Annotated in this window: 23 protein-coding genes and 3 pseudogenes; 11 read left to right on the top strand and 15 right to left on the bottom strand. The window is 69.5% G+C overall.

Features of this window, described 5'->3' with window-relative positions; all coding sequences use genetic code 11:
- Window positions 1-620 precede the first annotated feature (620 nt).
- Entirely contained in the window at window positions 621-1,400 is a 780-nt protein-coding gene (locus tag ACFY01_RS44225; protein ID WP_390741441.1) for a hypothetical protein, read from the top strand.
- Between the two features lie 525 nt (window positions 1,401-1,925).
- Here the strand turns inward: ACFY01_RS44225 and ACFY01_RS44220 are convergent.
- The 3 genes from ACFY01_RS44220 to ACFY01_RS44210 all read right to left on the bottom strand — a co-directional run bounded on the left by ACFY01_RS44220 (window position 1,926) and on the right by ACFY01_RS44210 (window position 4,371).
- Entirely contained in the window at window positions 1,926-2,474 is a 549-nt protein-coding gene (locus ACFY01_RS44220; protein ID WP_390741440.1) for a hypothetical protein, read from the bottom strand.
- A 161-nt stretch (window positions 2,475-2,635) separates the two neighbouring features.
- Window positions 2,636-3,898 carry an MFS transporter gene (locus tag ACFY01_RS44215; RefSeq protein WP_390741439.1) on the bottom strand — a complete coding sequence of 421 codons (1,263 nt, stop codon included), beginning with the start codon at window positions 3,896-3,898 and terminating at the stop codon, window positions 2,636-2,638.
- A 212-nt stretch (window positions 3,899-4,110) separates the two neighbouring features.
- Complete coding sequence (locus tag ACFY01_RS44210; RefSeq protein WP_390741438.1) at window positions 4,111-4,371, bottom strand: hypothetical protein; 261 nt, start codon at window positions 4,369-4,371, stop codon at window positions 4,111-4,113.
- A 650-nt stretch (window positions 4,372-5,021) separates the two neighbouring features.
- On the opposite strand from ACFY01_RS44210, the gene ACFY01_RS44205 reads away from it, so the two are divergent.
- Window positions 5,022-5,591 (top strand): putative immunity protein, encoded by a 570-nt coding sequence (locus ACFY01_RS44205; protein ID WP_390741437.1) that lies wholly within the window; start codon window positions 5,022-5,024, stop codon window positions 5,589-5,591.
- Window positions 5,592-5,608: 17 nt separating this feature from the next.
- Here ACFY01_RS44205 and ACFY01_RS44200 read toward each other — a convergent pair.
- Window positions 5,609-6,577: pseudogene (locus ACFY01_RS44200) on the bottom strand (transposase); the annotation flags it as partial.
- Between ACFY01_RS44200 and ACFY01_RS44195 the strand changes: the two are divergent.
- Window positions 6,562-6,663: pseudogene (locus ACFY01_RS44195) on the top strand (universal stress protein); the annotation flags it as partial. The pseudogenes ACFY01_RS44200 and ACFY01_RS44195 overlap by 16 nt on opposite strands.
- Window positions 6,664-6,692: 29 nt before the next feature.
- On the opposite strand, the pseudogene ACFY01_RS44190 reads toward ACFY01_RS44195, so the two are convergent.
- The 4 genes and pseudogenes from ACFY01_RS44190 to ACFY01_RS44175 form a co-directional block, all read right to left on the bottom strand.
- Window positions 6,693-6,877: pseudogene (locus ACFY01_RS44190) on the bottom strand (beta-propeller fold lactonase family protein); the annotation flags it as partial.
- Window positions 6,878-7,001: 124 nt separating this feature from the next.
- Window positions 7,002-7,220 carry a LexA family protein gene (locus ACFY01_RS44185; RefSeq protein WP_390741436.1) on the bottom strand — a complete coding sequence of 73 codons (219 nt, stop codon included), beginning with the start codon at window positions 7,218-7,220 and terminating at the stop codon, window positions 7,002-7,004.
- Window positions 7,221-7,432: 212 nt separating this feature from the next.
- Window positions 7,433-8,419, bottom strand: coding sequence for a transporter (locus ACFY01_RS44180; RefSeq protein ID WP_390741435.1), 987 nt, complete (start codon window positions 8,417-8,419; stop codon window positions 7,433-7,435).
- Entirely contained in the window at window positions 8,416-8,553 is a 138-nt protein-coding gene (locus ACFY01_RS44175; protein WP_390741434.1) for a hypothetical protein, read from the bottom strand. Before ACFY01_RS44175 ends, ACFY01_RS44180 begins: the two co-directional genes overlap by 4 nt.
- A gap of 27 nt (window positions 8,554-8,580) precedes the next feature.
- Between ACFY01_RS44175 and ACFY01_RS44170 the strand changes: the two genes are divergently transcribed.
- Complete coding sequence (locus ACFY01_RS44170; protein WP_390741433.1) at window positions 8,581-8,799, top strand: hypothetical protein; 219 nt, start codon at window positions 8,581-8,583, stop codon at window positions 8,797-8,799.
- A gap of 358 nt (window positions 8,800-9,157) precedes the next feature.
- Here ACFY01_RS44170 and ACFY01_RS44165 read toward each other — a convergent pair whose 3' ends face one another.
- The 6 genes from ACFY01_RS44165 to ACFY01_RS44140 form a co-directional block, all read right to left on the bottom strand.
- Window positions 9,158-9,895, bottom strand: coding sequence for an SDR family NAD(P)-dependent oxidoreductase (locus ACFY01_RS44165; protein ID WP_390741432.1), 738 nt, complete (start codon window positions 9,893-9,895; stop codon window positions 9,158-9,160).
- Window positions 9,896-9,909: 14 nt separating this feature from the next.
- Window positions 9,910-10,779 carry an SDR family oxidoreductase gene (locus ACFY01_RS44160; protein ID WP_390741431.1) on the bottom strand — a complete coding sequence of 290 codons (870 nt, stop codon included), beginning with the start codon at window positions 10,777-10,779 and terminating at the stop codon, window positions 9,910-9,912.
- Window positions 10,780-11,064: 285 nt separating this feature from the next.
- Window positions 11,065-12,015 (bottom strand): alpha/beta hydrolase, encoded by a 951-nt coding sequence (locus ACFY01_RS44155; protein ID WP_390741430.1) that lies wholly within the window; start codon window positions 12,013-12,015, stop codon window positions 11,065-11,067.
- Between the two features lie 27 nt (window positions 12,016-12,042).
- Window positions 12,043-12,987, bottom strand: coding sequence for an NADP-dependent oxidoreductase (locus tag ACFY01_RS44150; protein WP_390741429.1), 945 nt, complete (start codon window positions 12,985-12,987; stop codon window positions 12,043-12,045).
- 95 nt (window positions 12,988-13,082) lie between these two features.
- Window positions 13,083-13,658, bottom strand: a complete 576-nt coding sequence (locus ACFY01_RS44145; RefSeq protein WP_390741428.1) for an NAD(P)H-dependent oxidoreductase — start codon at window positions 13,656-13,658, stop codon at window positions 13,083-13,085.
- Window positions 13,659-13,707: 49 nt separating this feature from the next.
- On the bottom strand, window positions 13,708-14,175 hold the full coding sequence (locus ACFY01_RS44140) for a cupin domain-containing protein (protein ID WP_390741427.1): 468 nt from the start codon (window positions 14,173-14,175) through the stop codon (window positions 13,708-13,710).
- Window positions 14,176-14,415: 240 nt separating this feature from the next.
- On the opposite strand from ACFY01_RS44140, the gene ACFY01_RS44135 reads away from it, so the two are divergent.
- Window positions 14,416-14,919, top strand: a complete 504-nt coding sequence (locus ACFY01_RS44135) for a MarR family winged helix-turn-helix transcriptional regulator (protein WP_390741426.1) — start codon at window positions 14,416-14,418, stop codon at window positions 14,917-14,919.
- Between the two features lie 115 nt (window positions 14,920-15,034).
- Here ACFY01_RS44135 and ACFY01_RS44130 read toward each other — a convergent pair whose 3' ends face one another.
- Window positions 15,035-16,018 carry a helix-turn-helix domain-containing protein gene (locus tag ACFY01_RS44130; protein WP_390741425.1) on the bottom strand — a complete coding sequence of 328 codons (984 nt, stop codon included), beginning with the start codon at window positions 16,016-16,018 and terminating at the stop codon, window positions 15,035-15,037.
- Window positions 16,019-16,217: 199 nt separating this feature from the next.
- Here ACFY01_RS44130 and ACFY01_RS44125 point away from each other — a divergent pair, with 199 nt between their 5' ends.
- From ACFY01_RS44125 to ACFY01_RS44100, 6 genes are all read left to right on the top strand, one after another.
- Complete coding sequence (locus tag ACFY01_RS44125; RefSeq protein WP_390741424.1) at window positions 16,218-16,718, top strand: cupin domain-containing protein; 501 nt, start codon at window positions 16,218-16,220, stop codon at window positions 16,716-16,718.
- A 134-nt stretch (window positions 16,719-16,852) separates the two neighbouring features.
- On the top strand, window positions 16,853-18,904 hold the full coding sequence (locus tag ACFY01_RS44120) for an AAA family ATPase (protein WP_390741423.1): 2,052 nt from the start codon (window positions 16,853-16,855) through the stop codon (window positions 18,902-18,904).
- Window positions 18,905-19,046: 142 nt separating this feature from the next.
- Window positions 19,047-20,513, top strand: coding sequence for an NF041680 family putative transposase (locus tag ACFY01_RS44115; RefSeq protein ID WP_390741451.1), 1,467 nt, complete (start codon window positions 19,047-19,049; stop codon window positions 20,511-20,513).
- A gap of 31 nt (window positions 20,514-20,544) precedes the next feature.
- Window positions 20,545-20,811, top strand: a complete 267-nt coding sequence (locus ACFY01_RS44110; RefSeq protein WP_390741422.1) for a hypothetical protein — start codon at window positions 20,545-20,547, stop codon at window positions 20,809-20,811.
- A gap of 136 nt (window positions 20,812-20,947) precedes the next feature.
- The gene (locus tag ACFY01_RS44105) at window positions 20,948-21,634 is read left to right on the top strand and encodes a PH domain-containing protein (RefSeq protein WP_390741421.1); all 687 of its coding nucleotides are present in this window, start codon (window positions 20,948-20,950) and stop codon (window positions 21,632-21,634) included.
- A gap of 23 nt (window positions 21,635-21,657) precedes the next feature.
- Window positions 21,658-21,849: a hypothetical protein gene (locus ACFY01_RS44100; protein WP_390741420.1), complete on the top strand. Its 192-nt coding sequence runs from the start codon at window positions 21,658-21,660 to the stop codon at window positions 21,847-21,849.
- Window positions 21,850-21,906: the final 57 nt, after the last annotated feature.

The following is a 21,906-nucleotide window of genomic DNA, read 5'->3' as shown; positions in this document are numbered from 1 at the left end:
GCCTTCCTCCCGCACGCCGGACCGCTCCCGCAGACACCCGAACGGCGGCCAGCCGCAGCGGAAGGCACCGAGTTCCCCGCAGCTCCGGGTAGTCCGGCCTGCCAGCGCGGTGCCCCACACCCTGGCCAGCGCCGGCCCTGCCGCTGTACCTCGGCCTGTCCGTCGCCCGGGGCGTGCGGGCACGTCCCGGCCGCGGGAGATGAGCGGGCGGGGACGTGGGAACGCCTAGAGACGCCACGCAGTGGAGCGCGTGGGCGCGTTGGCCGTCGGGGCCGGGGGATGCGCGCGGGAGTCGGGCCCAAGCGCCGCCCGTGACGGCGGAGGTCTCTGCCGCAGGCGGTTCGAGGCACGTGGTGCCGTGGGCGGACTCTGCGGCGTTGGTGTCGGCGGCGGCCCGCGGCCGGTCCGCCGCGTGATCGATGTGCCCGCGGCCGCCTGCCAGCGGGCCCCGATCGTGCCGGGCACCCGGCACGCGCCCCCCGACGCAAACTGTGGGGCTGAGCTGTTTGCGTCACGAGGTGAGCAGTGGGATGTGGCGTTGCTGACGTCTGTCCCCAATCCGGTGCCGTTGTCGGTTCGGCCGCGATAAGAAAGGGAGCCGACAGCGCAGGGGGGCGAGCATGAACGCGGCACAGCTGGTTGTGGTCGTTGTCGTGGGTTTGGGTCTGTGGGTGCTGTGGAGGCGGCACCGGTATCCCGGCGGATGGGCCTTCGCGTTCAGCTTGAAGTACGAGAGCGACCGCGACGCCTTGGCAAATGCACGTCATAAGGCACGTGTAGTGTCCCGCAGAGCGGCTGAGGCCGAGTCTGCTGCGCAGGCCGAACTCACCTCCACGCAGGCCGCTTACGAGCGAAGGCTGCGTCAGCTGGAGCAGCAGATAGCACGGCTGCGCAATCCCGGCACCGGTGAGCGACTGGACAGCCTTGGCGAGCTCGCCTTGTTCCAGCACGTCCTCGTGGTGACGTCCGGACCGGCAACGCGCTCGATCGAGCTGGCCGGCCTCGACGCCCGCTTCGACACGGGCAAGACAAACCACTCGATCTACCTCACCGACGTCACCGGGCGGGTACATCGCGCAAAATACCCTCACCTCCTTCCCGCGATGGATGACCACCAGCGGTTCGACGAGGAAGCGGTACGCGACTTCACCGTAGCCATTCAGAACGCCATCGCGGACGAGAACAGCTTCCGCGTGCGGATCCCGCACCAGCTCTCTGAAGCTGAGGACGAGTTGGAGAAGGCCCGGGCCGACACTCACGCGCAGGAGGCGGCACGCAAAGAGCTCGCCCGTGTACGACAGCGCAACCGCCAGGACCCGCAGCGTAAGGTCGCAGACTCCGAACTGGAAGAAGCTCTCCAGAACTGGAAAACCCTCACAGGGCACCTACCACCCAAGTAGTCAACGGATAGGAAGTTGCTGGCAGCCGTTCTCAAGGCGTCCGGCAGTCAAGGACCGCTGGCCCCCGTGAAGCATCGACCCCTGACCGGCGGCGCCGACTTTCGTAAAGTGCGGAAACAGCCTGTCGATCTTTAGAGCCGCAGGCGGATAGGAGGTTTCCCCGCGCCGGCTGGGTCTATCGGTTTCGCGGCTGCCAGCGCCTCCGTCGTAGTACTGGCCGTCCCGGCACCATCCGCTGGTGGACTCACCCTCCCAGTTGAACTCCAGCGCGTGGCTGCTGGCAGGGAGGAATGGCGATGCGCCGGATGAGAAAGGCCCTGTACTGCTGGTTTAGGAGCTTGCGCGAGGTGAAGCCACCGTGCGAATGGGCTCACCGCGTCGCCGTGTCCGACAACTGTCCGCCTCCGCCACTGGTTTGTCCTGATGGCACGACACTGGACGTCGGCGCTGACAACGGGACGGGCGCCGGACCAGTGTCGCAGCTGGCCCCTGGGATGCTCTGTCCCCCCGGCTGCAACCCGCTGCTCAGGAAGCGGTTGCATCCGTCGTGGAGCTGATGGTTGGGCCCGTATGACGTGGCCTGCCCGCACCTGGGGCCGGTTCGCCGACTGGCGGGTGGGCGGGTTGAGCGCTGCCCGTCGGGGGTGTGGCGGACGGGGCGGGCTCTTCGTGTGCGGGCGTCTGGGGCGGCGTGGTGCCGTTGTGCAGTTCGCCCGGCTCGGCCTTGTCGTGGGTGGTTTCCGGTTCCTGGCCGGGTGCGGGTTCCTCCGCAGTGGTCTGCGGCTGCGGGTAGAGGAAGTCGAACAGTTGCCTCAGGTGGTCGGGAACATGGACGGGCTGTCCTTCCTCGATGGCATCTGCGATGCGTACGGCGAGAGCGTCGGCGGAGGCCGCCTTGTCGCTGGCGTGCGGTCCTGCCGGGGTGGCCGGTAGCTCCCCTTTGGCTTTGCGGGCGCTCTTGAACAGTTCGTGCATGGCTTCAGGGGTGACAGGGTCGGGCAGCGGATCGGCGTCGATGTCGGCCAGGGCGGCCGCGATGAGGTGCTCGTTGCCTTCCGTGATGGGGTCTGTCAAACGAGCGGTGTAACTGGGGTTGTTGGTTACTGACGGGCTGCTGAGAGCCGGCCGTCGAAGGTGATGTCGAAGGCGTTCAGCGCGGTCTTCCATCGCATGGTCGTGAGTGATGGGAGTCACCTTCTGAAGGAGCAGTGGCGGCGGGAGTCTCGGCTAGACCCTTACAAGCCGCTGATAGACGACGTCCTGCCGGCCTTGGTGTCGGCGTGGGCGGTCGGGGAGGGGGCTGGGCTGGGGACGGTGAGCTTGGTGAGCCCGATCAGGCAGGTGAGCATAGCCGCGGCGGCGAAGGCGGCGGCGAAGGCGTATCCCCAGCGGGCGCCGTCAGCGTCGATGACCTGGCCGGCGGCGGCCGAGCCTACGGCGGTGCCGACCGAGATCGCCGAGGTGAACCAGGCCATGGCCTCGGTCTGCCGATTCGGCGGCGCCTGCCGTTCGATGAGGCTAAACCCGCTGATCAGCATCGGTGAAACAGCCAGCCCGGAGCAGAGCATTACCGCGGCGAGGACGGTCAGCCCAGGCATCGCCCAGAACGTGGCCGTTCCGGCCGCGGCCGCGGCCAAGGTCAGCGTGAACCGGCGCCGCAGCGAGGCGTTCCACGTCCGCGATCCGTACCACAGCCCACTGGCCGCGCTGCCCAGGGCGTAGCCGCCGAGGATCAGCCCGGCCAGCGGCTTGTGCCCGTGCTCCTGGGCGAAGTCCACGGTGGCCAGGTCGATCGCGGCCAGCATTGCGCCGAAGAACAAGCCCACCGGCGCCAACGTGACCAGGCCCCGCGCTGGCAGCAGGTGCGTGGGCGCACCGCGCACCGCGGCCTTCCGGTCCGCGGGCGGCTCGGAGGCGCGCTGCACGGCCAGCAGCAGTGACCCGAGCACGCACGTGGCCGCCGCCACCTCCAGACCCGCCGCCGGATACACCCCGGTCGCCAGCAAGGTGACCAGCACCGGCCCGGCCACGAAGATCACTTCGTCCGCCACCGACTCCAGCGAGAACGCGGCCTGCAGCAACGGCGAGCCGCCCAGCAACGCGCTCCACCGAGCCCGCACCATCGAGCCGAGCTGCGGGGTGGCGGCACCTGCCAGTCCGCTCCAGCCCATCAGTACCCAGCCCGGCTCACGTAGTTGCGTGCTGCAGATGAGGCCGGCCGTCGACGCCCCGTAGAGCAGCGTCAGCGGTGGTAGGACCCGGCCCTGGCCGAGCCGGTCGGCGAGCCGGGCGACCGAGGGCGACACCAGCGCATACCCCGCCGATCCGGCCGCGGCCACCTCCCCCGCCAGCCCGTACTGGCCCGTGACCGAGGAGACCAGCAGCACAGTCCCCAGGCCGGCCATGGCGATCTGCAACCGTCCGACCAACCCCGCCGCACAGAACCGCAGCGCACCCGGACTGGCCAGGGCCCTCCGATAGGAGCCATCGCTTCCCATGATCTCCGCCCGCACTCGCCCAGAACCTCAGGTGTGCGATCAAGATGATGCAAGCGCCCAACCCGCATCAACTCATTTCAAGGCATCGCTGGCACCCTGTCGACGACGATGGCGATATTCCCCAGGGGGCCTGCCGGGGAATTCCCCACCCCCTGGGGCGTGGGGTCGGTGTCTGCCGGGGGTGGCCGCGTAGTGGAGCATGGACGGGTCCGTCACGGGGTTCTCCGCAGCGGGACAATGTCGGTGCGGTGGTGGGGCATCGTCGGCCGGGCGGCCTCGGGGGTGGCCAGCAGGGCGACGATCGTGACCGGCTGCTGGCAGTGCGGGCAGTTGCGGGTCGCGGTCGGCTCCAGCGGGTCACGGACCCCGGCGGACTGGTGAGAGGCCGGGCGAGGCGCCGGTGGAGGGGGAAAGTCGGGCCGGGCCGGCAACGCGGCTGGCGGTGCTTGGCCGAGGAATCCGAGCCTGCGCACACCCGTCTCCCCTCATCGATCACCTCGCCGGTGACCATGAGATGTACAGGCACGCCCCGGTGACGTTCCCGGCCCGGGCGCGGTCTTCACCCGGACGGCAGGCACAGCTTCACCGGAAAAACGATCCGCGACTCCCAGCACGACGACCGGATCCCGGTGGGCCGCAGCCGGCTCGGCAACCGGCCACGGCACCACCCACAGCCGAGGCGCCAAGTCGAAGAAACTCACCCCAGCACACAGTGTGATTGCAGGATCGGCATACCAGCACACGGAGCCAAGCCGGTGATCATCCAAGCAGCCGGTCCAGCACCCCTCGGTCGGGTGATGGCATGTCATGCGACGCTTGCCCGGTTCTGGTCGGGCTCATGGTCGGGGCGGGCGCGCCGGGCGCCTGCCGGTGGTCGGTGCGTGGTCATCGCGGTGGCTCCTTCGCTCGGGCCGCCCTTCGGTGGGCGGTGATCGAGCGAGCAGCGTGCACAAGCCCCCCTTTGTCCGCGGTCTGAAGACGGCCGATAGCGAGCGTGGTCAAGACATCTCAATGGGTTAAGAAGTCAAGTGCGACGTTGCTGTCTGCTTCGGAGGCCAGTCGGCAGGAGCGGCCAAGACCGCTTTCCCGCCGCGCTGTCGTGGGAATCATCGAGGATGGGAGCATGACAGGGGAAGCGGGCGAGATCGTTCTGAGCAGGCAGGATCTTCGTGAGGTCACCGCGTTCGCCGCGGCATGCGCGGAGGTCGTCCTGGAAATATTCGAGGCTGATCAGCCGGACGACTCGCGGCCTCGAGACGCCATCAGTGCCGCGTGGGCGTTCGCCCGGGGCGGCGAGCGCGGGAAATCTTTGCGCGACACAGCTTCGGCAGCCCTCAAGGCAGCCAAGAGCGCGCACACGGCGGCTGCGCGCGAGGCAGCGTGGGCAGCGATGTCTGCGGCAGGCGCCGCCTATCTGCATCCGTTGGCCAAGGCCACCCAGGTCAAGCACATTCTCGGAGCCAGCGCTTACGCAGCCAGAACGGCCGAAATCGTCGCCGACGACGATCGGAGCGTCGGTGCCGAACACCTCAAGCGGATGATGGACCGCGCAACACCGGCCGTCGTTGACGTACTCAAGCGCTACCCGGCAGCGCCGGATGGCGGCGGACGGGTTGGCGAGCTCATCCGCATACTGGACACTGACCTCCGCACCCTCACTGAATCTCAGGGTTCCGATGGCGCAGCCTCCTAATGAGGGGTGTCAGGCACTCACTGGCGCAGCCTGCGGCCATCTCCCGACGCAGATGCTTGAAGCAGCGGTGCGAAGGCGCGTTGTTCATTGAACGGCGGCCGGGTCTGGAGGCAGTGGTGGAGCTGGCCGAGGAAGCGGTTGAGCAGGTGGCGCTGGGCGGGGTCGTGCCAGTCGCTGGGCTCACGTCGGCGGCGGTAGTGGGCGTTCGCTCCCGGTGAGGCCTGGAGGGCCGAGAAGGCCCAGAGGAAGCTGGCGTGCATGAGCCGGTTGTTCTTGGCGAAGCGGCGGACGACGAAGCATTTCCTGCCGGAGGCGCGGGTGATCGAGGCGGAGCCGGCGTAGGACTTGAGTGCTCTGGTGTCGGCGAAGCGGGTCAGGTCGTCGCCGATCTCGGCGAGGACGCGGGCTGCGAGCAGGGCGCCGAGTCCAGGGAAGCTGAGCAGGATCTTGCTGTCGGCGTGCTGGCTGAAGGCGGGTTCGGCGGCCGCGGCGAGGTAGTCCGCGGCCTGGCAGGTGGCGTCCAGCCGCTTGAGTAAGGCCAGCAGTTGCTGGCCGAAGGCGTCCTCGACGGCCGGAAGCTGCCGGCGTATTCGGAGCGGAAGATGTCCCGCAGGCGCGCGGTCTCGGTGCCAAAGCGCGGGTGCGACCGCTGCGCTTGGAAGCGGCGCGCAGCCGGCGAGGGTGAGTTTCGCCGCCCTGGCCGGGGTCGGAGCGAGTGTGAGGATCGTCCGGGCGTCTGCCCTGGTCAGGCCGCTGTCCTTGCCCTGGAAGGCGTGCAGGACAGCAGGGTAGTACTCGCGCAGCAGCGAGCGGGCCTGGTTGGCGACCTGCTGGCGGCTCCCACGGCGTCCTGCTGGGCTGGGGCCGGCACGGTGATGGCCTGGGCGAGTTCGCTGTCGGCGGGCAGCGGTCGGTGGGCGTGCATTGTCGGTGCGCAGGATGTTCACCAGGACCAGTGCGTCACCGGGGTCAGGGGCGCGGCGGCTGCGTCGGGGTGCTGCTGGGTTCGGTGAGCCAGGCGCTGCTGCACCACGCCCGCTGCCCGGTCGCCGTCGTCCGGGGCACTGCGTGACCAGTGCCGTGTACGCGGCCGACGAGCGCTCAGGCGAAGACCACACTGGAGGTCGCCGGGACCGAAGCGAACCCGCGCGGTGCGGGATGCCTGTCGCGGGATCCACGTCCAGCCATGTGACGTCGCCTGAGCGCTCGTTGGCCACGCACAGGCGCGTGCCGCACGGGTGCAGGGCCAGGTCGCGCGGCCACCGACCCCCACACGACACCGACGCGCATACCTGGTCGGGACGGAAGGGCTCGTCTTACTGGGGCAGCACGCAGAGCCGGTCTTCCACCAGCTGTGCTGCACCGGCCGGTCACCCGAAGCGAGCACCAGGTGATAGCGGCCGGGACTGCTCATGCGAGGCGGGTCCCTCTGGGCCGTCCCGGCTCGCGCACGATCGCGGCCTTCGCCTCCAGCTCGATGAGATGGCAGTGCACCGATGCCCTGCTGCGCATGCCGCCGGCCGCCCCGATCTGCTGCATCGTCGGCGCTTGGCCGTGGTCAGCGATGTGCCGGCGGATGCAGCGCAGGTTGCGCTCCTGGGTGTCGGTGAGGTAGTCGACGCGGCGCATAATTGAATTAGAGCATGTGGTCGAATTTGTGGGTAAGCGGAGACACGACAGCTGTGACTCGCAGCGATGGTTGGCCACTCGCAGAGCTACTTGGCCACTGTTCCGTACACCGAGTGCTTCAGTTGAGCGTTGAAGACAGCCGAGGGGCAGCCGGTGTTGGCTGCCCCTCGGCAAATTCGAGTCCTGCTTTGGGCCGCCCGACCGTCTTCTGGTCAGGTCAGTCGGCGGCGGATCCACCAGGTGCAGAAGACGGCCAGGCCCGCGGTGAGGCCGAGGTAGATCCCGGTTTCGGCCCATTGCAGGGCCCAGAAGTTACCGGCGGGCTGATAGGTGATCTGCTGCTGATACCCGGCCTTGGTGAGGGTGTTGACGCAGTCAGAGAAGGAGCCACAGTCGGTGAATGACGCGGGTAGTGCGGCGGTGTGGCCGGAGGCGTTGACGGTGTGTTCGGACAGTACCCAGGCGCCGGGCTGGCCGAAGTCCACCTCTCGTACGGCGTCGGCACCGAGGTTTACCGGCTTGGCTTCGGTGAACGGCAGAGTGACGTGGACCGCCGGGGCCAGGTGGGGGCGGATCCACAGGGGCATGGCGAGTTGGATTGCGGCGAAGGTCGCGAGGGTGGCGGCCATGGCGGTCACGGTGCGGCGGATGAGGACGCCGAGGGTGACGCCGAGGAGGAAGGCGAAGGCGGCGTAGCCGATCGGGACGATGCCTCGGGCGCCGAACACCATCGGGTCCAGCCTGGAGAAGAAGGGGGTCGTGGAGTCGGAGTTACCGCTGCTCACGGCCTGGTCGATAGGGCTGCTCCACCAGATCACCGCGAGACTGGCCAGGCCCGCGGCGGTCACCGTGGCCAGGCCGATCAATCCGAGTTTGGCCGCCAGCCAGCGGGTGCGGGTGAAGGTCTGATTCCACGCGAGCCGGTGAGTGCCAGCTTCCAGTTCGCGCGTGATCAGCGGTGCGCCCCAGAACATGCCGATGACCGCCGGTACGGCGAGGACGACCGTCCAGCCGAAGTAGTACAGGCTCTGGTCGGAGCTAGAGATCTGGCTGAGCAGGTCGCGCCCGGCGGCGGCCGAGGTGTCGGCGAGGTCGGCGAGTCGAGGGCCGGTAGCCGCGAGGAGTACGGCGAGGGCGGCCACGGCGGCGAACAGCACCGCAGCCTGGGTGCGGAACTGACGCCAGGTCAGCCAGATCATCGCAGGACCTCCAGCGCGGGACGGGTGTCGCGGACCGCGTCGGCGGGCCGGGTCATATAGGCCAGGACGATGTCTTCCAGGCTCAGAGGGGTGATGGTCCAGGCGGGGTCGTGAATCGGAGTGTCGGTACGCATGTCCTCGCCGCGAAGATCGACAAGTACATGCGGTTTGGGCAGCGGAAGGTGAAGGACGTCGACGGCCGTGAGCGGCCGATGTGGCGCACCCGCTGGTGGGTGCCCGACGGTCGCCGCGGTGATCAGCCGCACCCGCCGCTGCTGCTCGTCTTCAACCGGATCGGTCCGCGCAACCCGGGCACCGTGACGCCGGTGGGGACTTCGGGAATGGTGCACCCGGCCCGGCTGGCCCGGCTGCTGCCGTAGTAGTTGTCGCACCGGTAGACGGCTGAGTCGTAGGAGACGGTGCCGGGGGTGTAGCCGGCCCTGGAGCTGGGTGAGCATCTTCCCGAACGCGCGGACGTGCCCGGTGAGGGCATCCAGTTCGGGACAGCCGGCGAGGACGGAGGGCTCGGCGCCGACAGCACCGACGACATCGCCCTGCTCGCCCTGCGCCCCGCCCCACCAGCCGGCACCTGATCCGGCCGACGTCCGCGGCCAGGTGTCCCAAGCCGACGTCAGGACTTTGCCCGTCCGGCGTACACCTCCCTGCCCGCCATGGCTCGTGGATATCGCGGACCTGGTCGAAGCCAACGGCAGGTGTCTGGTGTCCGCTCGGTGTGGGTCAGGTGAGAGGGCCGAGGGTGAAGCCGCCGTCGGCGACGATTTCGGAGCCGGTCGCGAAGCGTGCCTGGTCGGAGGCGGCGAACAGGATGAAGTCGGCGATCTCCTCCGGGGCGGCCCGGCGGGGTACGGCCAGGTCGTCGACGGGGACGAGTTCGGTGCCGTCGGGGCCGTAGGCGAGGGGGGTCTCGATGATGCCGGGGTGGACGGCGTTGACGCGGATGTTGTCGCGGGCCAGTTCCTTGGCGGCCGCGCGCAGGAGGCCGCGCAGCGCCCACTTGCTGCTGCTGTATGCGACGAGGCCGGGGGCGGCTGCGAGTCCGGCGATGGAGTTGACGTTGACGATCGCGCCGCCGCCGGCTTTGCGCATGGAGGGGGCGGCTGCGCGGATGCCGAGCAGGGCGCCGGTGAGGTTGGTGTCGAGCACACGCCGGAACTCATCGAGCGGGATGCTTTCAGTGGTGCCGACGCTCAGGTAGGCGGCGTTGTTGATCAGGATGTCCAGTGATCCGAAGCGGGCCTCGGTCCGGTCGATCGCTTCGGACCAGTCGGATTCGTTCGTGACGTCGAGCCGGACGCCGAGGGAGGGGCCGCCGAGTCCCGCGGCCAGGTGGTCGGCGCCGGCCAGGGCGGTGACGACGGTGTTGGCGCCGGCCTGGGCAAGGCGGGCGGACAGTGCGGTGCCGAGTGCGCCGGTGGCTCCGGTGACCAGGACGGTCTTGCCGGTGAAGTCGAACATGTGAGGGTCTCCTTTCAGTTGCCGGCGAGGCCGGTGGTGGGGGTGGTGTCGTCGGCGTCGGTGGAGTGGGCGAGGTCCCACCCGGCTTCCAGGGCCTGGAGGCGGTCGCGCAGGGCGGCGGTGGCCAGCGTGTAGGCGTCGGAACCCAGCGTCAGGCGGAACGGGGCCTGGGGCTGGTCGGCGGAGGCGATGATGGCTGCCGCGATCTTCACGGGGTCGCCGGGTGCGGGCAGCGGGGGCAGGTCGCCGGACAGGGTGGCGCGCAGCTGTCCCGAGGGCCCGTCGGCGTATATGGGCAGTGGTGCGCCCAGGACCGCGCTGGTGCCGCCGAAGTTGGTGCGGGAGACGCCGGGTTCGACGACCGTGACGCCGATGCCGAAGGGCGCGAGCTCGGCGGCGGCCGACTCCCAGAAGCCCTCGATGCCCCACTTGGTGGCGTGGTACAGGCTCATGGCGGGGAAAGCGACCTGGCCGCCGATGCTCGCGATCTGGATGTAACGTCCGCCGCCCTGGCCGCGCAGATGCGGGACGACGGCGCGGGCGAGCTGGATCGAGGCCGTGAGGTTGGTGGCGATCTGCTGGTCGATCTGCTCGTCGGAGAGTTCCTCGGCCGCTCCGAAGAGCCCGTAACCGGCGTTGGAGACGACGACGTCGATCCGGCCGAGCTCGGTGAACGCGCGGTCCACGACCTTGCGCACGGCGGTCGTGTCGGTGACGTCCAGGCCGGCGCGCCAGAGCCGGTCGCCGTGGCGGGCCGCCAGGTCGTCGAGGGTCTTTGGCCGCCGCGCAGTGGCGGCGACCCTGTCCCCGCGTGCGAGCAGCTGCTCGGTGAGGTGGCGGCCGAAGCCGGAGGACGTGCCGGTGATGAACCAGGTGCGGGTCATGGGTGCTCCTCGATCAGTGACTGACTGGATGCAAGCCGTCCCACCGCCTTCCATGGCCTCCGTGCCCGGCCCGCTCACCCGCCGCGCGGACGTCCCGTGGTGCGGCAGGAGGGCCATCTCCGCGCGCTGACGCTAGTAGGCGCGGTTGAGGTCGGTGGGGACGCCGTCCGGCCGTGAGCGGTCACGGGTCATCGGCGCCATGGCCAGGCGGTGCGGCAGCTGGAGGACTCCGACCAGAGGGTCATTGCAGTCTTTCCGTGCGGTGGATGGATGGGTGGTCGCGGTTTAGATCGACTTCAGGACCCGGACACGGTCGGCGATGGCGCGCCGGGCGACGTCGGAGGTGAAGGCGATGGCGTCGAACTCGTGCGGGGCGCCGGGGTGCAGGTGGAATTCGACCGGCACGCCGGCGCGGCTGAGTGTGGTGGCGTAGGCGGTGTCCTCGTCGCGGAACAGGTCGAGCTGGCCGACCTCGATGTAGGCCGGTGGCAGGCCGGTCGCGTCCTCGAGCCGGGCCGGGGCAGCCGTGGCCGGGACGTCGGGCCCGCCGGCGGCCTCGCCGAGCAGGGCCGGCCAGGCGGTGCGGCTGTCGTCGTAGGACCACAGCAGATAGGGGGCGATGTGCGGGTCGGGGGTGGGGACGCGGTCGTCGAGCATCGGCATGATGAGGATCTGGCGGGCGATGTGCGGCCCGCCGCGCTGTCGCGCCAGGATCGACACGGCCGCGGCCAGGCCGCCGCCGGCGCTGTCGCCCATCACCCCGATCCGGTCGGAGTCGACGCCGAGTTCGGTTGCGTGCTCGTGCAGCCAGCGCAGTGCCGCGTAGGCGTCTTCGAGCGGTGTCGGGAAGGGGTGCTCGGGTGCGCGGCGGTAGTCGACCGACAGCATCGGCACGCCGCTGGCGGAGACGTAGCGGGCGACGGGTCCGTCGAACAGGTCGATGTGGCCGAAGATGTATCCGCCGCCGTGGAAGAACACCACCGCCGGACCCGGTGCGGCGCCGTCCTTGACGTACCAGCGCATGGCGATCTGTGCGCCGTCGTCGGCGGTGGCGTGGTGCTCGCTGGTCTTGACGTCGGCCGGGATCGGCTGGGCGGTTCCCGCGGCGCCGATGATCGGCTCCCAGAGCGCGCGCTGCGCCGCGACGTCGCCCACAGCCGGTGGCGTGGCGTCGGCCATTGCACCGGCCATCGGGGCCAGGGCTTCGGCGATTTCCGGGTCCAGGCTGAGGGCCATGACTGTTGCCCTTTCTCAAGTCGGGGGTCAGGCGGTGGGCGGGACGACGATGGCCTTGCCGTGTACTGCGCCTTCGGCGGCGCGGGCGTGCAGGGCCGGCAGTTCGGCCAGCGGCACCCGCTCGGCGACGGCGACGTGCAGTTCCCCGCGGTCGACCAGCGCCACCAGCTGCGCCAGCTGGTCGGCGTCGCTGCGCACGAACAGGTCGACGCCGCGCACGCCGCGCTCCTCGTCGGAAGGGGCGGGCATCCACACCGTGGTGTTCACCAGCACTCCACCGGAACGGATCAGGCCAGGGAGCGCGGCCAGCTGCGCCGGATCGATCGGCGCGAGGTTGAGTACGACGTCGACCGGCTCGGTCACCGCCGCGGTCACCTCCGTGGCGGTGTGGTCGACAACCTCGTCGGCCCCCGCCGTCCTGACCTGCTCGCCGCTGCGCGGGCTGGCCGTGGCGATCACGTAGGCGCCGGCGTTCTTGGCCAGCTGCACGGCATAGCCTCCGACCGCTCCGCCCGCGCCGTTGATCAGCACGCGCTGTCCGGCGGCCAGCTTGCCGTGGTCGAACAGCGCCTGGTACGCGGTCAGTCCCACCAGCGGCAGCGCGGCGGCGTCGGCCAGCGGGACGCTCTTCGGTGCTGGGGCGAGGTTTTCGGCCGGGGCGAGGACGTACTGCGCGGCGGCGCCGGGCTTGTCCATCGGCAGGAAGCCGACGACCTGGTCGCCGACCGCGAGGCTGTTCACGCCCTCGCCCAGCGCGTCGACGGCGCCGGCGACGTCGATACCGGGGGTGTGCGGCAGCTCCACCGGGATGGGGCCTTGCATGAAGCCGCCGCGGATGTTGCCGTCGACGGGGTTGAACGTCGTCGCGGCGACGCGGATGCGGACCTGACCGGCCCCGGGGACGGGAAGTTCCACGTCCTCGTAGCGCAGGACGCCGGGGTCGCCGTACTCGTGGAAACGCACTGCCTTCATCTCGGTTCTCACCTTCACTTAGATCCCATGTGCTTCGAATTCGAAGCACTGATCTGACGGTACATCTGCTTCGAATTCGAAGCAAGTGGTGTCGGTCATTGCCGGTGCGAGCGCATCGCCGTGGCGAGTTCGGCGGCGGCCCGGTCGATGCAGGCGTGCAGCCGTCCCGCGTCGCTTTGGGTCGTGGCCTGCCAGTCGTCGGGTCCGGCGACGACGACCGTGGGCACGGGGTCGGCGTGCACGTCGGTCAGGCGCCTGCGTATGACCTGCGGGAGGTCGGGCGGCTGCCAGCGGGAGTGGCTGTTGAGCGCCAGCAGTACCGGCATGCCGGAGAGGACTCCGTCCCCGAGGGCGGCGAAGAACGAGTCGAACACTTCGCTCGGGGACGAGGCGAGCACCGGAGTCGCCACCACCAGCCCGTCGGCCGCCACGACCGCCGCGATCGCCTCCCGCAGATCGAGACTGGCGCGGCCCTGGGCGGAGTGCCGGGCGAGATCGGCCGCCAGCCGGTGCAGCTCCAGCACCTCCACCTCTGCGCGCGCACCACCGGCCGCGAGCGACCGGCACACAGCCTCCGCGACCCAGTCCGCGAGCCGGCGAGTCGAACACGGATGGCCGATGCCGGAGCTCACGACGGCCAGGGACACCGGACTCCACACGCCGGTGCTCATCCCGGCATCGTGTTCACGGCTTCATCCCTGTGGCCGAGCCGTGGTGCGGTCACCGGGGAGGACCAAGCACGATGTTGCCGGAGAGTTCCGCGGCTTCGGCGAGCAGCTGCGCGGAGATCTCGAAACCCTCCGGGCGCGGCTGACGAAGGTCACGGCCCGCGTGGCGGAACATCTTCTCCAGCCCGCCGGGTGTCGAGATGAGCAGCAGATCCGCCTTCTCGGAGGTGATGCGGTAGCCGTGCGGGATGCGCCGGGGCAGGAAGACGATGCCGCCCTCGCGCAACTCGTGCTCCTCCTCGTCGGCCCACACCAGCGCCGAACCGGACAGGAGCAGGAAGACCTCGTCCTCGTTGTTGTGCACGTGGAACGGCGGCGCCTCATCTTTGCTGACGTCGAAGCGGCCGACGGTCAGCTGCCCGCCGGTCGCCTCGGCGTCGAGCAGGACGTTGAAGACACTTCCGCCGATCCACTCGAGCTGCTGCTGGTCCTCACGTTGCGCGAGATAGGGGATGCTCATGGCCGATCCTCGGGGTCCGTGGGCGGCGGCGCCGTCCTCCTGTCCGCAACCCTGCGCCGCCCTACTGCCCGGCCTCCATGTTCTGCGGTGCTCAGTCGGGCCCAACACTGCCCACAGCGTGGGCTCACGAGGTCACGGCACCGGGCCAGCGCTCGTGGACAGTTCCGTTCCAGCTCCGCCTGTGGTGACTGGAGGGAGGGCCAGCCACACTCTTCGAATTCGAAGCAGTAGACTCCGGTCATGCCTGCTTCACCGCCGTCCCTCGACCCCGTACAGCTCGGCGCCTACTTCAACCTCATCGAGGTGACCAGCCTGCTCCGGCATGCGGTTGAGCAGCAGCTGCGCGAGACCGGTGATCTCAGCTACGTGCAGTTCCAGCTGCTGGCCCGCCTCGGAGACTCGCCAACCGGCAGCCACCGCATGACCGACCTGGCCGACGGCGTCGTCTACAGCCGCAGCGGCCTGACCTATCAGGTAGATCTGCTCGAGAAGAGGGGCCTGGTCATCCGTGCTCCCTCGCCGGACGACGAGCGGAGCATCACCGTCACCATCACCGACGCCGGACGTGAGCTGCTTGTGAGGGTGCTGCCAGGTCATGTCGAGGTGGTCAGCGGCCTGCTGTTCGAGCCGCTTTCCCACGACGACGTCAAGGCCCTCGCCGCCCTGCTGGCGCCGGTACGCGACCACATGCGCTCGACGCCACCTCGCTCGGCCGCGTCCCGCCGCCGTAAAGGCGGAACGTAGGGACTCGACAGGCGTGGAAGCCCCGCCCACGGCAGCGGAACAGGACGCGGCGAGATGCCGGGCCGGCCGCGGCAGTCGCCGGTGAACCGGCACGCGGCAGAAGAGGACCGAGGCGTCAGACCGGTCGGCGGGCGAATTGCGCCGGTGTCGCCTGGTAGTGCTTCTTGAAGGCACGAATGAAGTGGCTGCTGTCGGTGAAGTGCCACCGCGCGGCGGCCTCGGAGACGCTGAGCGGTGAGCGAGGTGCGGTCAGCGCCGCGGCCGCTTCCTCCAGCCGTCGGCGACGGATGTAGGCGCTGAACGACTCCTCCAGACTCGCGAAGGCCCGTTGCAGGGTGCGGACCGAGACGTGCAGGTCCGCGGCGACCGCGGCCGGTGACAGGTCGGCGTCGGTGAGGCGGGCATCGGCCAGATCCTTGGCCGCCTGGGCCAGCGCCGGCGTGAAGGTGGGCTCACGATCGTCGAAGTGATCCAGGACCAGCCCCTTGGCCAGTTCGAGCAGGGCGTTGCGGGACGCGTGCGCGCCCGCCGGGCTGAGGCCGCTCATCACCCGCTGCACCATGCTGGTGTGTGCCATGAGGATCTGCGCCGCGGGCGAGTCGGCCCGGCCGATGCGTGGTTTCCCGGCGACCAGGTGCCGCAAAACATCCCCGGGCAGGATGAAGATACGGGTGCCGATCTCGGGCGTGGTGTGGAAGTGATTCTCCGTCACGACGTGGTGCATGAAGTAGGTGCCGGCCGAGACGTACGCGTCACCGCCCTGATCGTGCGGGTCCTGCAGGGCGACCGCGCCGCGCAGCCCGACGTACAGCCTGATCTCGTCGTGCTCGTGTCGCCCGACCGCGCGGGTGCTCAAGGGGGAAGAGCCCCAGAGCTCATTGACGGCGGTGTCCTGCAGGGTCACCGAGCCCATCGTTCCCTGGAAACCCTCGATCGTGGAAGCGCTGAACTCCGGCAGCGGGTACAGGTCTCCCATGCGCTCGTTCCACGCGTCGATGAACGGCTCCCACGTTCCCCGACCCGTGCCGGTGGACTCGGCGTCGACGGTGAACGTGCCCGTCCTGTCGCCTGGACCAAAGAAACGCGGCCTGCTGCTCATGCGTCCTCCGCCGCCGATGAAGATGTCGCCGGAATCCCATCTGGTGTCGCAAACGTACACGCTTTCTACGCACGGCCGTTCCTACTCTTGACTGCACTACAACAGTTAACGATCTACCGCCTACGGTGCGCTGGAACGAGCTGCCGGCCTGCACGCCGACGCCGCCTCCACCTGACCGACCACTGAGGAGACGACCGCGATGATCCCCGATGACGATCCGTCCCGGTCGCTGACCGTGGCGAACCCCGATGCCCCCGGCACGACGTACGTCTCGCTGGTGGGCAACACGTACGCCCTGCTGGTCACCAGCGCGCAGACCAACGGCCGATACTGCCTGATCGACATGCGCGTGCCCGACGGCGGCGGTCCGCCGCCGCACCGGCACGACTTCGAGGAGATGTTCACGGTCCTCGAGGGCGAGATCGAGTTCACCTTCCGCGGCGAGAAGCACACCGTGGGGGCCGGGTCCACGATCAACATCCCGGCCAACGCGCCGCACAACTTCCGCAACATCTCGGGCGCGCCGGCCCGCATGCTGTGCATGTGCACCCCTGCCGGCCAGGACGAGTACTTCCTGCGCGTCGGAGACGTCGTCGCGGGCAAGGACGCGCCCCAGCCGCGGCTGTCGCAGGACGAGCTCGCCGAACGCCGCCGCCGCGCGGTCGAGCTGGCCCCGGTCTACCGCAGCGAGTTCCTGTAACCACGCACGCTGACCGTTCCAGGAGAGGCAATTGCCTCTGGAACCGAACTTGTTGTTTCCACGACCATGGTTGTACCTGGTCGTCCACTTCCTGCCGAGCATGGAGGCAGGACAGCACCGGAAAAGAGCGCGCATTGGAAGCGGCGGGACTGGCGGGCCGACTGGCCGCGGCACGAGCCGAGGCACTGGTGGGCAGGGAGCCGGAGCGGGCGCTGCTCGACCGGATGCTGTCGGGCGCGGCGGACGCTCCGCTCGTGGCCTACCTCCACGGCCCCGGCGGCATCGGCAAGTCCTCACTGCTGCGCTACGCCGCCCGGCATGCCGACCTCGCCGGCCGTCGCGTGGTGCACGTGGACGGGCGGTTCCTCGACGCCGATCCGCGCCGGCTGGAGGAGGCCGCGGCCCCGGCGTGCGCCGAATCCGGCGCGGTGCTGCTCATCGACACCTTCGAGCAGTGTCAGCCCCTCGAGGCGTGGCTGCGCGAGACCTTCCTGCTGCGGCTCGCCGACCATGCGGTCGTGATCGTGGCCGGCAGGGTCGCCCCCGACCCCGAATGGTCGCTGGACCCAGGGTGGGCGCAGCTGTTCACCGCGCTGGCCGTGCGGCCGCTGGACGCCGCCCAGTCCCACGCCCTGCTCGCCGCCCGGGGTGTCCCCGCCGAACAGCGCGGCGCCTACGTCGCCTTCGCCGGAGGCAGTCCGCTCGCCCTCTCACTGGCCGCCTCCGTGTCCGCCGCGACCCCCGGCGCACCGTGGGAACCGACCGGCGACGTCCTGACGACGCTGGTCGAACGGCTCGTGGGCGACCTGCCCAGCGCCGTCCACCGGCGCGCCCTCGAGGTGGTGGCACAGGCCTACGTCACCCGCGAGCCCCTGCTGCGCGCGGTGCTGGGTGCCGAGGACACCGACACGGTGTTCTCCTGGCTGCGCCAACTGCCCTACATCAAGGCCACCCCCGAAGGACTGCACCCGCACGACGCGGTGCGCTCCACCCTCGCGGCCGATCTGCGCTGGCGTGACCCCGAGCGCTACGACGACGTCCGCGTCCGCATCTCCCTCGCCGGCCTGCAAGCCGTGCGCTCCGCCGCCGAAGACGACGCACTGACGCGGGTCGCGGAGTGGATGTTCCTCTTCCGTAATCAGGGCGGCCCCGACGATCTGTACAACTACCGGACACACCCGCACATCGAAGACACTCCGCTGCGGCCCGGCGACGTGCCCGGCGTGCTGCGCATGGCGGAGGAGGAGGGCCCGGCATCGGCGGCAGCGGTCGCGCACTGGGTGCGCCGCCAGCCGGAGGCCTTCCGCGTCCACCGCTACGCGGGTTCCCACGCACCCGCATCGTTCATGGCCATCCTGCGGCTGGACGCACCGCTGCCGGAGGACCGCTCCGCGGATTTGGTGATCGCAGCAGTCTGGGACCTCGTGGAGGCGGCCGCTCCTCTGGGGCCCGGCGAGCACCTGGGTATCCGCCGATTCGCGGTGCAACCCGGCGGGAACCAGCGGCCCTCGCCCCTGATGGAGCTCATCAGCCGGCGTGCCATCGGCGAGGAGATGCGCACCCGCGGACGCGCGGTGACCTTCACCGTCTTCGAAGATGCCGACCGGTGGGGGCGCTACCTCGCCGAGGCCGGGATGCCGCAGCTCGTGGCCGTGGACGTCGGCGGGCGGCCACAGCACATCTTCGGCCGGGACTGGCGACGGCAGACGATGGAACAGTGGGTGCAACACCGGGCTCGCACCGCGGTCACGCCCGTGACGACATGGCCCGCTGCTGCCGCCGCGAGTGGTCCGGGTGACCGGCCGCCGCACGCGGCGTTTGCGGAAGGCGTGCTCGAGGCGCTGCGCACCTGGCACACCCCCCGGGAATTCGCCACCAGCGTCCTGCTGCACTCCCACCTCGTGCCGCCGGGCTCACCGGACCCGGCCGCGGACCTGCGCGGCGCCATCATCACCGCCCTCGACGCGATCCAGACCGACCCCGCGGGCGTCAAAGCCCACGAGGCACTCACCGCCACCTATATCACCGCCTCCCGCACCCACAGGGCCGCCGCCCGACGGCTTGGGGTGCCCTACGGCACCTACCGGCGCCACCTCGCCCTGGCCAAGGAACGCCTCATCGAACAACTGCTACGGCAACCTGCCACAACCACACCGACCCCGTCACACATGTCGCCGGAGGAGTGAGCTTGTCATTTAACATCCGGCGTCGAACGCGGCTCGAACTTGATCAGCTTTTTCGCAGTTCGGCGGACGTGTAGGCGGCCTTCGTCTGATCCTGTGCTCCGTCACAGAGTGGATCAGCGCGAAGGCCGTGGTCGTGAGTTTGATGCATCAAGGCGTCCTGCCGGATGCGTTCGCGGAAGTGTCACACTTCCGGTCGGAGCTGTACGCGTGTCTGACCGTGCGGGGCGATGCGTTGTTCGAGTTATGTGACGCGCTGCTGTGCACGGAGGGGCCGGTGCGGACGCTGGTTGATCTCGCGCTCGCGCCCGAACACCGCCGTGGGCACGGGGCTCTGTACGGCGGACTCAACCAGGGCCGGATCGATGTCGCCCGATTGCGTCGTGCTCTGGTCGGGGTGCGGTTGCCGAGGGCGGCGGATGGTCGGCTCGTGCTGGCGGTGGATGTCTCGCCGTGGCTGCGACCGGACGCTAACACGTGTGCTGACCGGGCCTTTTGCCATACCTTCGGCCGGGGCGAGGGCAAGCATCAGATGGTGCCTGGCTGGCCGTACTCGGTGGTGGCCGCACTCGAGACCGGCCGTACGTCTTGGACGGCGGTACTGGACGCGGTCCGTCTGGAGCCCGCCGCCGACGTTGCCGCGGTGACCGCGGTGCAGATCCGCGAGGTCGTCGAGCGCCTGCTCGCTGCTGGCCAGTGGCAGCCGGGTGACCCGGAGGTCCTGGTTGTGCTGGACGCCGGATACGACGCCCCGCGCATCGCTCACCTGCTGGGTGACCTGCCCGTCGAAATCCTCGGCCGACTCCGTTCGGACCGGGTGATGCGGCGTCCGACACCCTCCCGCAAAGAGATCCACCTGGCCAACCCCAAGGGCGGCCGGCCGCCCAAGCACGGCGGCGAGTTCGTCTTCGGCGACCCCACAACCTGGGGCAACGAGCAGGCCATCACGATTACGGACACTCGGCTCTATGGGAAGGCGACCGCGCAGGGGTGGGACCGGCTGCACCCGCGGCTGACCTGCCGGGCCGCATGGCTCGACCACGACGGGCCACTGCCCGTCATCGAGGGCACCGTCATCCGCCTTGTGGTGGAGAAACTGCCCAGCGGCGGGGTGAACAAGCCGGTCTGGCTGTGGTGGTCAGGCACCGGCGCCACCGCAGCGGATGTCGACCGCTGCTGGCAGTCCTTCCTCCGCCGCTTCGACCTGGAACACACCTTCCGCCTGTTCAAGCAGACACTCGGGTGGACAAAGCCCCGGCTTCGCAGCTCGGAGGCGGCCGACCGGTGGACCTGGCTGGTGATCGCTGCTTATGCCCAGCTCCGACTCGCCCGGCCACTGGCCACAGATCTCCGGCGCCCCTGGGAGAAGCCGGCCCCGCCGAACAAGCTGACCCACTCCCGCGTCCGCAGGGGGTTCAGGAACCTGCGCACGAAGACCGGCTCCCCAGCCAGTGCACCGAAACCGTCCAAGCCCGGCCCTGGCCGACCACCTGGTTCCAAGAACCGTCACTTGGCCGCCCGGCACGAGGTGGGACGCGTCCTCGCCACCGGTGAGGCCTACAGTCGCCCCAACCACCACAAGGTCGGTACCAAACCCCGCAGGACAGGCTGACAAGTGGCATAGGCGTCAGCACACTGAACGCATGCGATATGAGGAGAAAGCGAAGCTCACCATCGCGAGAGCACTGGTCCCGGTGGCCATCCTCATCTCCTCACCGGTCCTGCTGATCGCCGGAACGCCGATCCGCCACCGATACCACCGCTACGTCTACCGGGACCAGGCCCCACCGATCCTGGACAAGAAGCAGGGCTGGATCAGCATCCACTGGTTCGTGGTCACCAATCCTCTTCTCGAATGGCTCTGCTGGCCCACAGAGTCACTTGCCCGTCTCGTCTCACGCCAGGGTTAAAAGCCAAGGTTACGGTGTGAGCCGCGGTTCTTTGGCAACTTCCATGCCCCGCAGTCGCTGTGGTTGCCTTTTCGTTACCGAACTTGGCGGGCGCACTGCTGTTCGGGGTGTGCCCGTCTCAGACACAATCGCACACATGTCGACATCGGACCCGCAGTCACCACTCCGCGCCCCACAGCCGGCTTCCACCGACTTTGTCTTCCGGTCCCCCGCCGGCATCGCCACAGGAGCAGTACTCCTTACCGTCGTCCTGGGGCTTGGGCTCAGCGCGGTCGTCAGCGCCAAGGGTGGCGTGCCCTGGAAAGCACTGTCGTGGCTGCTGCTGCTGATTCCGCTGCTGATCGCCTTCACCTTGCGGCCTGCGGTCTTCGCCAACGACCACCGGCTGCGCATCCGCAACCCAATCCGCACCATCACACTGCCCTGGGGCGCCGTCTCCCGTCTGCGGGCTGGTCACTCCAATGAGGTCTTCGACCAGACCGGCACTAAATACCAGTTGTGGGCCATCCCGGTCTCCGCGCGTGGCGTGAAGCGAGCCAGCCGCGAGCGGGTCAGGATGGTTGAGTCTTCGCTGAATCCGGGTGGCCCCGTCCTGGACCGCCGCGGACTCTTCGATGCGGGACGGCCCGACCGGCCGAATGCGGAGGCAGAACGTCTGCGGCCGAGGGCCGACAGGGCCATGGAGAGCCTGCGTGCGCTCCAGGAAGCAGGTGCCATGACCAAGGAGGGCCAGGGCCAGCCGCAGGTACGCTGGGCGTACGAGATCCTCGGCCCGGCGGCGGCTGGCCTGGTGCTGCTGGTGGTCCTGCTCGCCGTGGTCTGATCTGAGATCCTTCGGTGGCTGTCGTGAGTGCCAGCGATTGCACCGTCCCCAACCCACCACTCACCGTTCAGCCACGAGAGCGCATCGCGACAAAGACCACGGCGTACTACCGAGCACTCGACGAGGGCGCCACCCTGCGACACCACTTCCGCCATGCTGACGAGGAAGGCGGCCTCTGGTACATCGAGGCCGTACCGACTGTCGGCGACGGCTGAAAAGTGGTTCTGGAGCACTTTCAGTGCCGGAGCCACGGAGGGTCACCACAAGCGCGA

This window comes from Streptomyces sp. NPDC001480 (genome assembly GCF_042894725.1).
GTDB lineage: Bacteria > Actinomycetota > Actinomycetes > Streptomycetales > Streptomycetaceae > Streptomyces.
The sequence above is the reverse complement of the archived record's forward strand: the minus strand, read 5'-3'. Positions and strand labels throughout refer to the sequence as shown.